Origin of the sequence: Nocardia sienata NBRC 100364 (genome assembly GCF_001613205.1) — a bacterium.
Lineage (GTDB): Bacteria > Actinomycetota > Actinomycetes > Mycobacteriales > Mycobacteriaceae > Nocardia > Nocardia sienata.
This window is the reverse complement of record NZ_BDBX01000003.1, coordinates 89,142-104,820: the sequence shown is the minus strand read 5'-3', so window position 1 is coordinate 104,820 and position 15,679 is coordinate 89,142. Positions and strand designations below refer to the sequence as shown.

Here is a 15,679-nt window from a genome sequence, read left to right as displayed (position 1 = left end):
TCTCGGTCCTCGTTCCGCGACAGCGCCTTCCACACGGCCGTGCACAGTCGGTGCGATGATCAGTGTGCAGTGCCCGGGTTCCCGCGGGCACAGTCGGAGAACGGAGACCACCGGGTGGGTATCGGAATTTCCGGGGTGAGTGTCGGCCACTGGACCGACGAGGTGGGCCGGACCGGTTGTACGGTGCTTCTGCTCCCGGTGGGCACCGTCGCCTCGTGCGAGGTACGCGGCGGCGCGCCGGCCAGTCGAGAACTCGACGCGCTGTCCCCGGACAAAGCCCGTGGTCTCCATCGATGCCGTCGTACTGACCGGTGGGTCGGCCTTCGGTCTCGCCGCGGCCGACGGCGTCATGCGCTACCTCGAGGAACGAGACCGCGGCGTCCCCACGCCCGCCGGGCGTGTCCCGATCGTCCCCACGCTCGCACTGTTCGACCTGGGCGCGGGCGATTCCACGGCCCGGCCCACCGCTGAATCCGGTTACCTCGCGGCCCTGGCGGCCGGCGGGGAGCAAATCCTGGTGGGCCGTGTCGGCGCGGGCACCGGCGCCTACACCTCCCAGTGGCGCGGGCCGGAGCTGCGCCGGCCGGGCGGCCTCGGTTACGCCGAGCGCCGGCTCGGTGATCTGGTGGTCGGTGCGTTGTGCGCGGTCAACGCTTTCGGCGATATCGACCTCGGTGCGGCGGATATCTCGCTGGACGCGGTGTTGCGGCTCGAGGGCGGGTTCGATTTCGCGCGTACCCGCGACCACACCACCATCGGCGCCGTTATCACCAATGCCCGGCTGGACAAACCGGGCTGCCGCATCGTCGCGCAAGGCGCCCACGACGGTCTGTCCCGGGCCCTGACGCCGCCGCACACCCGCTTCGACGGAGACGGTTTCATCGCCGCCGCCACCGGCGCCGTCGACGCACACGTCGATACGGTGCGGCTGATGGCGCTGGCCGCCGTCGTCGACGCGATCCGCTCGGTCGCCACCCACGAAATCTGAACCGACTCGGACAGTTCGCGCCAAGCGCGCCGCGGGACGTCAGCACCGGAAGCGGGCCGGGCGGCCGCCGCTGTGTGAATTCAGCGGCCGAACACCGTGTTCAGCACCTCCGCGGCGGCCCGGTTCAGCGGCAGGAGTACCCGGCGGTTCAGGAATCCGAGCGGGCGCACGACGACGAAGTCCCATACTGCCGCGAGCACACGCAGCACCGGCCGCAACACGGTCCGACAGACGAAAACACACGGCGCCACTACCAGCACCCGCACCACAGCGGTCGCCCCGCGCCAACCGTAGGACATGATCGTCGCGAAGAGCATCCCGCACGGCCGCAACACCCAGCGCCACAGCTGCCGCAGCGGCCACATCACACACCACCGCCACAGCCACTCCGCGGTCAACACGATCGCACCCAGCACCGGTCGCAGGACCCAGCGCCACAGCAGTTCGAGTCCGGGAAACAGCAGCCGCCGCCAGAGCCACCGTTCGATCGCGTGCCGCAGCGGCCGCAGCAGCAAGTCCATCAGCAGCGCCCCCAGCGGCGTGAGCACCATGCCCCACAGGACATGCTGGAGCGCCCACCCCCACACCACGTCCTTGACGAACAGCCACAGCGGCCGCACCACCCAGTACCAGAGGAACCGGCCCACCGGCACCAGTAGCCGTTCCAGTACATAGACGCCCGCCGCGACGACCGCCCGTCCGCACAACTTCACCCCCTCCCAGAGCAACCGCACCGGCACCAGCAGCACCACCGCCAAGGCCCGCGCGACCCATTCGCCGATCGACACCCGTGGCCGGGGTTCCCGTGGATCTGTCGAAGACATCGAATCCTCCTCCCGCCCGGAATCATCGCACCCCGGAGGACCTCCCGTTAACGGTTGGTTCCCTTGGGCAGTGGCCGAGTGCAGACCAGCGGGCCGGCGCTACCGGGGTCCCGGCGACGGCCGGCACCCGGGCCGCTCCACGCCTCGGCCGGTCGCCATCGACGCCGCGCCGGATTTGCAGGAGGCGGAGCGTCCGCGCGAATCCGTCGGCGAGCAGTTCGAAGGCGGGATCGGCGAGCGAGCGGCACAGCAGATGCACAGATATGGCGAGATGCCTGCATATCGGGCGCTACTGGACCGCGAGAACATCACCGACCCGGTCGAACTGGCCGTGATCGGTGACGAGCAGACCATGGCGGACGCGGTGTCTCGCCACGCCGAAGCCGGCGCCGACGAACTGATCTTCGCACTCACCGCCCTGGGTTCGGACCGTGACGAGGAGCGAACCTGGGCGTTACTCGGCGAGCTCAGCAGCCACTGAACACCCACTCCGGCCCCGGTGCGGTTCGCGGCTTCGAGAAAACCGTTGGCGCCGACCGCTGGAGTACGGGCGATCATGGCCGGTATGGACGTGCCGAATGTGGAAGATCCTGCCCGGATCGGGGAAACGAAGTTGCGAGACGGCCGCCGGTTGGCGTGGGCCGAGTGGGGCCCGGTCGACGGCCGCCCGGTTGTGTTCTGTCCCGGGGCAGGGTGGGGGCGCCGGCTCGGGTTCGGCTCCGGAGTGCCGGACCGGTCGGGCGTCCGGCTGGTCTCGGTGGAGCGGCCCGGTTCGGGGGAATCAACCGGGATGCCGGGGCGCACACTGCTGGATTGGGCCGACGATATCGAGCAATTGGATTTCGCCGACCCCGCGGTCGTGGGTTTCTCGCAGGGCGCCCCGTTCGCCCTCGCCCTGGCTGCGCGAGGGCTCACCTCCTCGGTGGCGATCGTGTCCGGCGGCGACGAACTCGCCTATCCGGGCACAACTCTGCCGGCGGAGGTCCGGCGGCTGGTCGAACTGGTGGCCGCCGACCCGGCCGGCGCCGAGCGCGAGTTCGCGCGTTTCGGGAGCGCCGAGACCCTGTGGCAGCTGAGCATCGAGGGCAGCTCCCGAGCCGACCGTGAGATCTACCTGCGACCGGACTTCGCCCGAGCCTTCCGTCGCGCGCTGGATGCCGGCTTCGCGCACGGCTCGGCCGGCTATGCCCGCGATACGGTTCTGCACTTCGCGCGCTGGCCGTTCCGAGTCGAGGAGCTGACTGCCCGCGTTCACCTCTGGTACGGCGGGCAAGACGGCAACCCCACCCATTCTCCCGACCACGGCGCCACTCTCGCCGGCCGGATCCCCCACGCAATCCGGCACTACCTGCCCGACAGCGGCGCCGCACTGCTGTGGACACACGGCTACGAGATCCTCGAACAACTCGTGTGATCGCCCGAGACCACGGGGTGGCCACCGTCGACCGGTCCCGCAGCGTGGACGTCGGCCCTGGGGCAGCCGGTGGAGTTCCACCACGCGGTGGCGGACACCACCGCGCCCGAACCATTTTCCGCGGCGGCGAGTTGCACGACAGTTTCACCACCGGCGAGATCCTGGCCTACGAAGCGCTCGGCCTCACCCCAAAGGGAACGGCGGAAAGGTTTGTCGTGGACGCGGCCAATACCTATAGCGGGCAGGTGGTGATCAATCCCTCCGGCGGCATGCCGGCCAAAGGCCATCCATTGGGTGCGACGGGAGTGGCGCAGTGTGCGGAGCTGGTCTGGCAGCTGCGCGGGCAGGCCGGTGCCCGCCAGGTCGACTACGCGAACCCGGCCCTAAGCGCGATGTCGGCCTCGGCGGCGCGACGGTGATGACACTGTATGCGAACACCACATCGATCCATCGCCGAACCGCAGGTCAACGATTGCGCACCCGGACCAGTGTGCGCGGCGCCGCAGCAGCCATATGGCTGGACAACACCATCAGCGTGAGCACGGCGAACCCGGCGGCAGCCGTCGCGTAGACCATCATGGGGAACCTCCTCGTACAGTTTCCCGGTCCACCTTTCCCGCCGAACCTGGCAACAACCTGTGCGCCGCTCGGCAATGCCGTGTGTGTTCAGTGGTGGCGGATACCCTCGCTGCTGACGAAGCTCGCTTCTTCCGGGCTGACCAGGCCCAGCAGGGTGAGTGGGCGCGAGGCGAACGCGTTGGTCAGATAGGTCAGCGTGATCGCCCAGCGGTTGATCCCCCGGGGTAGGGCGTAGGTGTGATAAGCGCGGGTCACCGCCTTGGCGGGCAGGCCGGAGAGCGGAATGCCCAGCGGATTCGCGACGGCGAACCCGGGCCCCAGATCCACGACCAGCCCCATATCGCGGTGTTTGTACACCGTCTGGGTGCCGATCCCCATACTGGCGGCCACATTATGGGCGAGGACCTTGCCCTGGCGGGTGGCGTGCTGCGCGGTCGGCGGGGTGATCTTACCCGGTTTCGTCAGGTCGGGAACGGCGGCCGCGTCACCGCCGGCGAAAACGTCCGGGTGACCGGGCACTCGCAGATCGGCGTCGACGGTCAGCCGCCCGCGTTCCATCGGCAGCCCGAGGGTGCCCAGCACGGGCGCGCCGGTCACACCCGTCACCCACGCGACCGTGTGGGTCGCGATCCGCGTGCCGTCGGTGAGCACGACATGGTCCTCAGCGAGCTCCTTCAGCGACATGCCGAGCCGGATATCGATACCGCGGTTGCGCAGCACGGTCAGGACCTTGTCGCTGAGCTTCTCGCCGACCTCCGGCATCACGCGGTCCGCCATGTCGAGCAGCACGAAACGAACCTCGGCGGGGTCGAAGCCGCGGCGCCTGGCATAGGTGTCGGCAAGGGCCCGCAACTGCGCGACGAGCTCGGTACCGGCGTAGGAGGCGCCGACCACGACCACTGTCCGGCGCGCCCGGCGTAGCTCCGGGTCTTCCTCGTGGTCGGCCAGCTCCAGCTGCCGCAGCAGCTGTTCCCGCAGGTACAACGCCTCGGCGACCGTTTTGAGGCCGCGGCCGTGCTCGGGGAGGCCGGGAATGTCGAAGAGCCGGGTCACCGACCCCGGGGTCAGCACGAGCCGATCCCAGGACAACTCCCGCGGAGCGTGGTGCTCACTGGTCACCGTGACCGTCTTGCCGGCCAGATCGATCGATTCGGCCGTGGCGACGACCAGCCGGACCCGGGGCAGGGCGTCGGCCAGCGACACCGCCACGAACCGCGGGTCGATGAGACCGCCGGCCACATCCGGCAGCAGCGGCGTGTACAGCATGTAGTCGTTGGGCGTCACCAGCACGACCTCGGTATCGCGTTCCTGCTTCGCCAGCAGGCGGCACAGGTTGCGAGCACAGGTGAACCCGGCGAAACCACTGCCCACGATCACCACCCGCTGCGGCCCGCTACTGCGTTCGACGGAGCTCTCGACGTCCGGCACGGCCACCTCCTCCTTCGTCTCGGTTCCCTCCGCGGTTCCCGCGAGATCGCCGCCGAAACATGCGGCGGCGACCCGGGCGGCAGCGCATATCAGTCGGTCTCGGCGAATTCGAACGGCAGGGCGTCGATCGCTTCGCGATAGCGCCGCTCCAGCTCGTCCGCATCGGGCGCACCGATGTAGAGGGTGGCGAGCTTGTACCGGTAGGCGTCCTGGTTGGGGAGTTCGGAGAGCCGGTCACCGGGCTGGACCTCGATATGCACCACCGTCCCCGGGAAACGGCGCTGCAATGCGGCGATATCGGCCTCGCCGGGCACCGCGCGCACGATCCCGTCCTCGTACCGGGGCACCATGCACTGCGCCGCGACCGCGAACTCACCCTTGCGATGGGGCATCCGCGGCCGGTCGCCCAGAGCGATATCGATGGCGACACCGTGGTTGGAGCTACCGTCGACCTTGGCGAACAGGTCGCTGTGCGACTGCGAGATACGCGTGTTGACCTCGATCAACCACAGTTTCCCGCTCTCGGAATCCCACATGAACTCCGAGTTGAAGCAGCCGTTGTCGTATCCGGTGTGCCGCAGATAGCGCTCGGTGACATCGATCATCCGCTGCTGGACGTCCTCGGGGACGGTCCGCGCCGGATAGTCCAGGTGATCGAAACTGTGCCCGGCCGCGTCCTTGCGCATATCGAAGACGCCGTGCACATGGAATTCACCGCGGAACATCGTGCCCTCCGGAGCGGCCTGGGTGCCGGTGACCACCTGCTCGGCGAGGCAGGTGCGTCCCCCCGCCACGCGGATCTCCTCCGGCAGGTCCACCCGCTCGAGCGCGCGGTCGAAGGGGTCGGCGATCCGGCCGATCTCGGCGCGGATCTGCTCGATGGCGGTGGCGAACACCTCGGCGTCGGTCACCTCGAATCCCAATTGCGAGGAATGGGATTTGATCGGCTTCACCCAGAAGGGGAACGGAATATCGATCTTGTCCAGCGCGTCGGGATCGAAGGGATCGAAGGCGCAGAAATCCGGTACACATTCCGGCACCGATTCTCGCTGCAATACCCGGCTCCAGTATTTGTGTTCGTTCTTGAGCACGCTTTCCAAACCGGGCGAGGGCAATCCGTATTCGGCCGCGAGGATCGGTACGAGCACACTGGTCGGGAAATCCCAGTGCGCGATGATCGCATCCACCCGGCCGTCGAAGGCGCGCAACTCCGCGCGGGCCCGATCGAGCAGCTCGTCGAAGTCGAACTCGTCGGCCGTGATCAAGGTGTCGTAATCGAGCAAACCGTGCAGAGAGAATCCACCCGGAACATCCACGGTCGAGATTTCATCGCGCTGGGAATCAGTCAGAGCAGGTACGAAAATATTTTTCCTCACGCAGACCGGCTAACCATATGTCCCGGACTCAAACACTTCGGCCGGTGAACGACAGTCGCGCCCTCGGAACCATCCGGCAAGCGAAGCGGCCGGGGGCACGAAGATCGTCACGACGGCGCACGATTCACGATTCGCACCAGGTCGCCCAGCGCCCGGCGGGCCTCCGGGATATCGGCCAGCGGCCAGGCATGGAACATTCCGGCGAATTCGTGATATTCGAGTGTGACGCCTTCGGCGGCACAACGCGCACGAAACCGGCGCGCGTCCGCGAGCAGGACATCCCTGGTGCCGATGAACACGCTCAACTCTCCGGGCGTCGCGGCCGGGGCGTACAGCGGACTGATCACCGGGTCGGTTCTGTCGAGGTCACCCGCGTACAGCCGGCCGGCCTCGGTCAGGCCCGCGACACCGAGGTAGGGGTCACTGGGATCGAGCTGCCGGGCCCACGGATCGGTCATGGTCACATCGAGCCAGGGGGAGATCAACACGACCTCCTTCGGCTCGTCCCCCTCCGCCGCGCCGATCGCACGGGCCAGCACCAGCGCCAGCGCTCCCCCGGCCGAATCCCCCATCAGCACCTTGTCCTGCGAGGAGGTGCCGGCGAATGCCTCGTCGTGCGCGGCGAGCACCATGGAGATGGTGTCGCGGGGGTGGTTGTCCGGGGCGAGCGGGTAGAGCGGAACCGTCACCGTGCATCCGGTCTCGTCGACCAATCGCGACAGGAATTTCCAGTGGTCGCGCTGGATCTGGTGGACGTAGGCGCCTCCGTGCAGGTACATCACGTGCCTGGAGGTACCCGCTTCCCGTGGCCGGATCGTGTAGACGGGCCGTCCGTGTATCTCCCGGCAGGTGACCCGGTGCCGCCGTCCCAGCGCGGCCGGCGGACGGTCCCGCGCGGGTCGCTGACTCTTGCGGATGCTCTCGCGCAGCGCCTCGGCGCTGGAGAACGGTTTACCGGCCCGGGTCAGCCGCAATGCGGCGATCAGCATCCGGCCTCGCAGACTCGTCGCGGCGGACTCCCGGGGAACCGCCGGCCGCACCTCAGACGTGGTCACGCGGGATCCTCCTGTCCCAGTTCCGCGAGAAGGTGCGCTGCTCGCCCTCGAAGCCGTCGAGTTCGGCGTGCACCAGGAAATGGGTGGGCGTACAGGTGACCCGGGTGCGGGTCTCGGTTCTGGTCCGCCACTCGCCGCGGCCGAAACTCATCGACCACGACGTTTCCGCGGTGGCCGAGCAGAAGTCGTCGGCCTGCCAGCCATAACGTTCCCGGACCTTGCGGTCCACTTCCAGCTCGTGCTCGTCGTAGCGGACCAGGCCGGCGTCCTTGACGATCTCCAGGGCGGACCGATAATCGACCAGGTCGCGGGAGACCGTCCATTTCTGATCACCGGGGCTGATATGGGTCACCGCCATCGGTTGCGCGCCCTCGGGCTCACCGAACGGCTGTACCGATCCCTCCTCGGCGCCCGCCATCGGCCGGATCGGCAGCCGCAGGCTGCTGCCCGCCGTGTGCACGGTGACCTGCGCCGGCTCCGGCGGCGGCCATGCCAGCGGCCAGTACGACGTGGACAGCGACAGCCGGATCCGGTGACCCGCCGGGAATGCCTGGGCCACGGCATTGAGCTGCACCGTGACGCGGTAGCGCTCACCGGGGTTCAGCGGCCGGGGATCGTCGTGACCGTCCCGGTGGGTCAGATTGAGCAGCCCATAGGTAACCCGTGTCGCCCGGCCGTCCGGCGCCACATCGGACAACCTGGCCGCGACCATGGCAACCGGTTTGTCCGCCGACACCTCGAGGCCCACCGTCGGCGCACCCAGTATCTCGCACCGCTGCGGGAGGGGGTCGGTCTCGAAGACCAGTGAGCCGCCGTCCTCCTCGCGCTGGTCGTAGGGCAGATCGGGCGGGGCGTTGTAGGACGCCCATTTCCCGGCGAATTGTCCCACCGACAGCGGCGATTCGACCGGCAGAGATACCTGCGCCACCTCCTCGCCGGGCTCGGCGATCCGGTACCGCCCCAGCGGGTATTCGGTGAACTCGATATTCGGCGAGGGCCATTCCGGCTCCCCCACCCACCGGCCGGGCCGGTCCTCGTAGGCGGTCGACGGCGGCACGCTCTCCTGCATCCAGGTCTGCAATACCGGTCCGTCCAGTACGCCGTTGTCGACATCCTTGAGCCAGTGATCCCACCAGCGCACGACTTCCTGGAGATATCCGATGGCGGGCCCGGGCTCGCCCAGATGCGGATACTTGTGCGACCAGGGACCGATCAATCCCTTCCGCGGGACGTCCAGATTGGCGAGCAGCCGGCCGACCGCGTTCGAATAGCCGTCGGCCCATCCGCTCGAGGCCAGGACCGGCACCTGGACGGCGGTATAGTCCTCACACACCGACGCCCGGCGCCAATAGTCGTCGCGCCGCTGGTGCTCGAGCCAGTTCGCCGCCCACAGACTGCAGTTCTCCAGCCGCTCGAACCACATATCGCGCCATCGGTCGCCGACCAGTGCCGGATCGGGCGGCAAGGTGCTGTAGGCGAACATGGTGGCGGATTCGGCGATATTGTCCGACAGCAGTGCGCCGCCCATGTAGTGCATATCGTCGGAATACCGGTCGTCGGTGAACGAGGAGATGACGATGGCCTGTAGGTGCGGCGGTTTACGCGCCGCGATCTGCAGCGAGTTGAACCCGCCCCAGGAGATGCCCATCATCCCGATCCGGCCGTCGCACCAGGGCTGCGCGGCCATCCATTCCATGACGTCCTCGGCATCGCGATGCTCTTGTTCGAGGTATTCGTCCACGAGTACGCCCTCGGACTCCCCCGTACCCCGCAGATCGACTCGGACACAGGCATATCCGTGGCCCGCCATATAAGGATGGTGGATCGAATCCCGTACCGCGGAGAGATCCCGTTTGCGGTAGGGGATGTACTCCAGGATGCCGGGGACCGGCCGGTCGTCGGCGGCGAGCGGCCGCCACACCTTGGCCGCCAGTCTGATTCCGTCCGACATCGGGATCCACAGGTGTTCGTCCACGGTGATCTGCTGGGGCAGCGATGTCACTGTCCGCATCGATCCTCCTCGTCGTGCTCACGATCCGCCCGGCCGCCGAACACGGCGACCCACCGCACGCGGACAGCGTCCCCGTGCGGTGGGCGGCGCGGATCTCCACTTCTCGTCGAACCCGCACACCGCCTACCCGCTCGCGCCCCCACTACGCAGGAGCACCGCGCGGCGTGCGCTGTAGCCGGTGCCGTCCCGGGCAGGACGGCACCGGCTACGACAACCCTCAGGCCGGGACGCTGTTGGTGTCCCGCTCCCAGATCCGGTGCCCCGCCAACAGGGTGGCGAAGGCTTCGGCGAAACCGTCGGACACCGTGTCCCCGCTGCGCAGTACACCGTCGGCGGGGGTGTCCGGCTGCGGAGGCTCGGCGATACCGCCTGCCCGCAAGACCTCGGTCCCCGCGCCCAGCACAGCGACCGGCTTCGCGTGCTTGTACGCCTCGGTGACGAAGTGCACGGCCGGGCCCGCCGCGGCCAGGGCGCGCGCGCACTCGTCGCCCCCGGCGACCACGACGGCGTCGTAGAGGACCGAGGCCATGGTCGCCAGGGTCCGGTCCACCGCCAGGGCACCCCCGCCCGATCCTCGCAGCTCGCCGCCGTGCGGGGCGAGGACCTCGGTGACGGCCCCGCGATCGGTGAGCGCGCTGCGCAACCGTTCCACACTCGCGGTATCCACGCCGTCGGCGGCCAGGATAGCGATCTGGCGGGTGGCGATGGTCTGCGGCGGATCCTTCAGTTGGGACAGCGCGGGTGAGACCGCGACATCGGACACCTCCCGTGCGGCCGGAGCCGGCAGTCCCAGCTCCCGCGCCACCCGGTCGCAGAGATCCGGATCGACCTGCACCAGCTCTTCCAGCACCCGGGTCCTGATCTCGACCTCTCGGCATTTACCGAGTTCGAAGGCGAACGCTTCGACGATATGGGTGGCCTCCGGCTCGGTCATACTGCGCCAGAACATCCGCGGCTGCCGGTAATACTCTTTGAAGCTCTCGCTGCGGGCCCGGACCGTCTCGCCCTCCACCCGGCGGGTGTAGTGGCGGTAGACATCCTCGTCGGCCAGCGCGGGGCAGCCGCCGCCGAGTGTGTTCTTGGTGTAGAACGCCCGGCCGTGCGGGATATCGTGCCGGCTGTATCCGTCCTGCTGGTGGGTGCGGACATCGGCCAGCGGGCGGTTCACCGGCAGATGCGCGAAATTCGGCCCACCCAGGCGGATCAGCTGAGTGTCCAGGTAGGAGAAGTTGCGCAGCTGCAGCAGCGGATCGTTGGTGAAATCGATACCGGGCACGATATTGGCCGTGTGGAAGGCGATCTGCTCGGTTTCGGCGAAGAAGTTGTCCGGGTTGCGGTCCAGCACCAGCTCGCCGACCGGGCGCACCGGCACCTGCTCCTCCGGGATGATCTTGGTGGCATCGAGTAGGTCGAAATCGAAATCGAATTCCTGCTCCTCGGGAACGAGCTGCACGCCCAGCTCCCAGCGCGGGAAATTGCCGGCTTCGATATTGTCCCAGAGATCGCGGCGGTTGTAATCGGGGTCGCGGCCCGCCACCTGCTGGCATTCGTCCCACAGCAGTGAATGCACGCCCAGGCTCGGCTTCCAGTGGAATTTCACGAAGGTTCCCCGCCCCTCGGCGTTCACCAGCCGGAAGGTGTGCACACCGAAACCCTGCATCATCCGATAGCTCCGCGGCAGCGCACGATCGGACATGAGCCACATGATGGCGTGCAGTGTTTCCGGCTGGGCGGCCACGAAATCCCAGAGTGTGTCGTGGGCCGACTGCGCCTGGGGGATCTCGTTGTGCGGTTCGGGCTTCACCGCGTGCACGAAATCGGGGAATTTGATGCCGTCCTGGATGAAGAACACCGGGAAGTTGTTGCCGACCAGATCGTAGTTCCCCTGCGGGGTATAGAACTTGGTGGCGAAACCACGCACATCACGAACCGTATCGGCGGAACCCCGGGAACCGGCGACCGTGGAGAACCGGACGAAGACCGGTGTGCGCAACCGGGGGTCGGTCAGGAACTTCGCGACCGTGTACTCCGCCATTGAATCGTCATACGGACGGAAATAGCCGTAGGCGCCCGCGCCGCGCGCGTGGACCACCCGTTCCGGGATGCGTTCGTGATCGAAATGGGTGATCTTCTCCCGGGCGTGGAAATCGTCGATGAGGGTGGGCCCGCGCTCGCCCACGGTCAGCGCGTCGTCGGTGTGGTCGACCCGCACCCCCTGCTGTGTGGTGAGATACCCGCTCTCCCGATCCTGCCGCAGCGGATCGAGCTGCCGCTGTTTCGGATCGTCACCCCCGCGCCCTTCGCCGAGCACCCGCTGCTGCGCATCGGATGCGGCAGGGTCGGCGGACGGCTGTGATGTTCGGTCCATAAGTGTCCTCCTCGCTGGCGGGATGACCTGGTCTCCCCGATCCGGGCGCAACTCGCCCTGGTCGGGCGGCTTCCCCGCAGCGGCCCCGCTAAACAGTGCCCGGTGAGCACCCGAATCCCTCGGTTCCCCGGGGCCGGGGCCCGGTCTCGCATGGCCGGGGCCCGTGCACCGCCCCGCGGCCGGGGTCAGTCGCTCGCGAGGCGCGCCCCGAAGGTCACCAGCGCCGCCCCCGCCACGGCGTCCAGCAACCGTCGCACCACCCGGCGGGCCAACCAGGGCCGGACCCGGTGTACGAATGCCGCCAAACACAGCAACCACAGCGAACCGAGCACGGCCACGGTGTAGGCCAGCAGCAAGGCGTGGGCGATACCGGAATCCGCGTGCAGGAACTGCGGCAGGACCGAGAGATACAGGGCCAGGATCTTCGGATTGGTGATATTGCTGAGGAATCCGGCCCGCAACGCCCGGTCACCGCCGCCCTCGGCCACCCATCCGGCACCATGTCCGCGGCAGGCCGACCACAGCGCCCGCGCCCCGAGGAAGCACAGATAAGCCGCGCCGAGCCACCGCAACGCCGTGAACACCGGTTGCGATCCGGTGATCAGCGCTCCCACGCCAAGCGCCGCCGCACTCCCCTGCACGAGACTGGCGGCGCAGATACCCGCCACCGCCCGGGCGCCACCGCGGAGCCCACCCAGCACCGAGTACTGGAGGGTGATCACCGTATCCGGCCCGGGCGCCACAACGACGAGGACCACAACCGCGAGGTAGCCGAAATATTCGTGCACTGTCACCTCGCCGGACTACCCCGGCAGGTGCGCACCGAATCGGCGACTCAGGAGACCTCTGGTGTGAGCAGACCGGATAAGTAATTCATCATTCTTCGCATTAAATGCTATTGAACAGGCTATATGCGTCACTATGTAAATACCTAATCCGTCGAGTGCAACCACCATGGATGCGGCCGCAGGCAGGCACCGCGGTGGAGTGAAGGACACCGATATGACCACCACGCCCGCCCCCGGTCTCGATGCCCGGCACGCCGATATCGTGCGTGCCACGCTGCCGCTGGTCGAGGCGCATCTCGACGCGATCACCGCCACCTTCTACCGCGACCTGTTCGAGCGGCATCCGCGGCTCGGCCGCGACCTGTTCAACCGCGGCGACCAGGCCCAGGGCACGCAGCCGCGCGCACTGGCGGCGTCCATCGCCCGTTTCGCCGCTCGGCTCGTCGATCCCGCCGCCCCGCAGCCGGATTCGATGCTCGCGCGGATCGGGCACAAGCACGCGTCCCTGGGGATCACCGCCGAGCAGTACGACGTGGTGCACGAACACCTCTTCGCCGCCATCGTCGCGGTCCTCGGCGCCGAGGTGGTCACCGAACCGATCGCCGCCGCCTGGGACCGCGTGTACTGGCTGATGGCCGACGCACTGATCGCCCTGGAGAACCGGCTCTACGCGGAGTCCGGGCTCGCACCCGGCGCGGTCTTCCGGGAGGCGCTGGTGACGGCCCGGGAGGACGATCCCGCCGGTGTCGCGGTGTTCACCGTCGAATCGACCGATCCGGGCCGGCCGTTCCCCGGATACGCTCCCGGCCAGTACATCTCGGTCGGCCTCCCGCTGGCGGACGGCGCTCGCCAGCTGCGGCAGTACAGCCTGCTGGGCCTGCCCGGCGACGGACGTCTCGTCTTCGCGGTGAAACGCGTCGATCCCGCGCCCGGGCGGCCCGCCGGAGAGGTCTCGACCCGGTTGTACGACCGGATCGGGATCGGTGACACCCTGACGGTCACACTGCCGTTCGGTGATGTCACGGTGGACCCCGGCGCCACGACACCCCTGGTCCTGATCTCCGCCGGTATCGGTATCACGCCGATGATCGGCATCCTCGAATGCCTGGCCGCCCATGCCCCGGACCGGCAGGTGCACCTGGACCACACCGACCGGTCCCCCGGCACCCGGCCACTGGGCAACCGGCTGTCCGCCCTGGCCGCCCGGCTCCCCGCGCTGGGCCTGCGCCGACGCTATCGCGACCACACCGATGATCTCGCACACGACAGGTTCGACCTCGATGTCTCCGCCTACCCCGGCGACGCCGAGTTCCTCCTCTGCGGCCCCACCACCTTCCTGCACACCGTCCGCGGCACACTGCTGGAGCAGGGCATCCCGTCCGGACGTATCCGCACCGAGCAGTTCGGCCCCACCGACTGGCGGGACGGCACCACGTAGCCGGACCGATCAGCCGTGCTCCGTCCGCAACAGCATGTGCAACGCGGCACCGGCCTCGAACAAAGCCGCGGACCGGGCGTCGAGTCCGGCGTCCCGCGCCGCCAGGGCCCGACCGATCTCGTCCCAGCCGTGGGCGCCCCGCAACCAGGGAATCAGTTCCCGCAGCGCGGCGATACCGTATCCGGCGAGGCGGAGCTGCTGGACCAGCCGCGCGATCCGGACGTCATCGGGCCGGTACCGGCGGGTCGCCCCCTCGGCACGCTGCGGCACGACCAGCCCCTCGGCGTCCCAGTGCCGCAGCGTCGAGGGCCGGACTCCGAGCGCGCGGGACAGTTCGGAGATGCTCATGGCATCGGCCGGCCGGATATCGCCGAGCGGCTCGCCGGCGATCGCCCGGGCAGCCTCCCGCGCGAACGCGAGGTCCCGGCGCTCCCGGTCCAGGCCGGCGTGCACGCGGTCGAGCAGCGCGAACAACCGGGACGGACCGTGCTCCCGCGCCTCGCGCAGAATCCGTTTCGCTTCGACCGGACCGGTACCGGCCGCCAGCGCGCGATAGGCCCGCACTGCCCAGAGATGGGTCTCGCCGTACATCCGGTACCCACCGGGCGTGCGCGGCACCGGCGGGAGCACGCCGTCACGTTCGAGGTTGCGGATCTGCTGAACCGAGTAGCCCGTGGTCCGGGCGATATCAGCGGTCCGCAGACCTGCGGAGTTGCGACTTCGGATCGCAGTTTCCGGCCATTTCACGCCACAACTCTCCATCAGCACTTCAATGTAACCCTCGAAGACATGACTTTCGACGAGATCATCGAATACCTCGGCGCCCGCGACGGCGTACTGATCCAGCAGCCCCGCCCCGGCGACGGGACCCCCGAGATCGCCTGGGGTGACGCGTTCTTCTACTACGCACCCGACGGCGCGGTCCCGGCCAACACCCAGCCCTTCGCCACCCTCGTCACCAAGAACTACCCAGGGGACGAACGGTCCCGGCTCGACCGGCCCGGCATCTTCCGGGTGAACATCCACGCCGGTAGGGAGTTGTTCACCACCTGGACCGGCCGCGCTCCCCGCGACCCGGAGCCCGCCGGCACCGACCCCGCGGTGACCGACACCGTGATCGCCCACCCGGTGTACGGCGAGCTCGGCTGGCTGGCGGTGGTGGCGCCGGGCCCGAACACCGCCGAAACCGTCCGGGAACTTCTGCAGGTCGCCTACGACCGTGCCCGGGCACGTAGCCACCGGCGGTCCGGGAACCGGTGACCTAACCGGCCGGGCTCGGAGGCGAGGGCGTCTGGAGGCCGTCGGCGTAAGCCTCGCGGCCTCACCGGCGCCACGCGGGCCCATCGACGAGACCAGCTGTCCCGGGCTCGGCTCGGCTCGGCTCGGCTGCCGCGGCTCCGGCGCTCAGGC

At 68.6% G+C, this 15,679-nt stretch carries 13 protein-coding genes and 1 pseudogene; 6 read left to right on the top strand and 8 right to left on the bottom strand.

Annotation, left to right across the window (positions count from 1 at the left end; genetic code table 11):
• The first annotated feature begins 280 nt into the window (after window positions 1-280).
• On the top strand, window positions 281-988 hold the full coding sequence (locus NS4_RS01630) for a P1 family peptidase (protein WP_245664973.1): 708 nt from the start codon (window positions 281-283) through the stop codon (window positions 986-988).
• Between the two features lie 80 nt (window positions 989-1,068).
• On the opposite strand, the gene NS4_RS01625 is transcribed toward NS4_RS01630, so the two are convergent.
• Window positions 1,069-1,812, bottom strand: coding sequence for a hypothetical protein (locus tag NS4_RS01625; protein ID WP_157105841.1), 744 nt, complete (start codon window positions 1,810-1,812; stop codon window positions 1,069-1,071).
• 70 nt (window positions 1,813-1,882) lie between these two features.
• On the opposite strand from NS4_RS01625, the gene NS4_RS01620 reads away from it, so the two are divergent.
• The 3 genes and pseudogenes from NS4_RS01620 to NS4_RS01610 all read left to right on the top strand — a co-directional run.
• Window positions 1,883-2,293, top strand: a complete 411-nt coding sequence (locus NS4_RS01620) for an LLM class oxidoreductase (protein ID WP_063057666.1) — start codon at window positions 1,883-1,885, stop codon at window positions 2,291-2,293.
• Between the two features lie 84 nt (window positions 2,294-2,377).
• On the top strand, window positions 2,378-3,226 hold the full coding sequence (locus tag NS4_RS01615) for an alpha/beta fold hydrolase (RefSeq protein ID WP_063057891.1): 849 nt from the start codon (window positions 2,378-2,380) through the stop codon (window positions 3,224-3,226).
• A gap of 128 nt (window positions 3,227-3,354) precedes the next feature.
• A pseudogene (locus tag NS4_RS01610) lies at window positions 3,355-3,656 on the top strand (thiolase C-terminal domain-containing protein); the annotation flags it as partial.
• 236 nt (window positions 3,657-3,892) lie between these two features.
• On the opposite strand, the gene NS4_RS01605 reads toward NS4_RS01610, so the two are convergent.
• The 6 genes from NS4_RS01605 to NS4_RS01580 form a co-directional block, all read right to left on the bottom strand.
• Window positions 3,893-5,233, bottom strand: a complete 1,341-nt coding sequence (locus NS4_RS01605; protein WP_245664971.1) for an NAD(P)/FAD-dependent oxidoreductase — start codon at window positions 5,231-5,233, stop codon at window positions 3,893-3,895.
• 89 nt (window positions 5,234-5,322) lie between these two features.
• Entirely contained in the window at window positions 5,323-6,549 is a 1,227-nt protein-coding gene (locus tag NS4_RS01600) for an ATP-binding protein (RefSeq protein WP_245664969.1), read from the bottom strand.
• 167 nt (window positions 6,550-6,716) lie between these two features.
• Window positions 6,717-7,664, bottom strand: coding sequence for an alpha/beta hydrolase fold domain-containing protein (locus tag NS4_RS01595; protein WP_218020276.1), 948 nt, complete (start codon window positions 7,662-7,664; stop codon window positions 6,717-6,719).
• Window positions 7,651-9,675 carry a CocE/NonD family hydrolase gene (locus tag NS4_RS01590; protein ID WP_063057662.1) on the bottom strand — a complete coding sequence of 675 codons (2,025 nt, stop codon included), beginning with the start codon at window positions 9,673-9,675 and terminating at the stop codon, window positions 7,651-7,653. Before NS4_RS01590 ends, NS4_RS01595 begins: the two co-directional genes overlap by 14 nt.
• Window positions 9,676-9,892: 217 nt before the next feature.
• On the bottom strand, window positions 9,893-12,043 hold the full coding sequence (locus NS4_RS01585; protein WP_084486521.1) for a catalase: 2,151 nt from the start codon (window positions 12,041-12,043) through the stop codon (window positions 9,893-9,895).
• A gap of 185 nt (window positions 12,044-12,228) precedes the next feature.
• Window positions 12,229-12,837, bottom strand: coding sequence for a LysE family translocator (locus NS4_RS01580; protein WP_063057660.1), 609 nt, complete (start codon window positions 12,835-12,837; stop codon window positions 12,229-12,231).
• A gap of 208 nt (window positions 12,838-13,045) precedes the next feature.
• Between NS4_RS01580 and NS4_RS01575 the strand changes: the two genes are divergently transcribed.
• Complete coding sequence (locus tag NS4_RS01575) at window positions 13,046-14,269, top strand: globin domain-containing protein (RefSeq protein WP_063057888.1); 1,224 nt, start codon at window positions 13,046-13,048, stop codon at window positions 14,267-14,269.
• Between the two features lie 9 nt (window positions 14,270-14,278).
• Here the strand turns inward: NS4_RS01575 and NS4_RS01570 are convergent, their stop codons facing one another.
• Window positions 14,279-15,016 (bottom strand): MerR family transcriptional regulator, encoded by a 738-nt coding sequence (locus NS4_RS01570; protein WP_245664967.1) that lies wholly within the window; start codon window positions 15,014-15,016, stop codon window positions 14,279-14,281.
• Between the two features lie 42 nt (window positions 15,017-15,058).
• On the opposite strand from NS4_RS01570, the gene NS4_RS01565 reads away from it, so the two are divergent.
• Entirely contained in the window at window positions 15,059-15,529 is a 471-nt protein-coding gene (locus NS4_RS01565) for a DUF6194 family protein (RefSeq protein ID WP_063057659.1), read from the top strand.
• Window positions 15,530-15,679 lie beyond the last annotated feature (150 nt).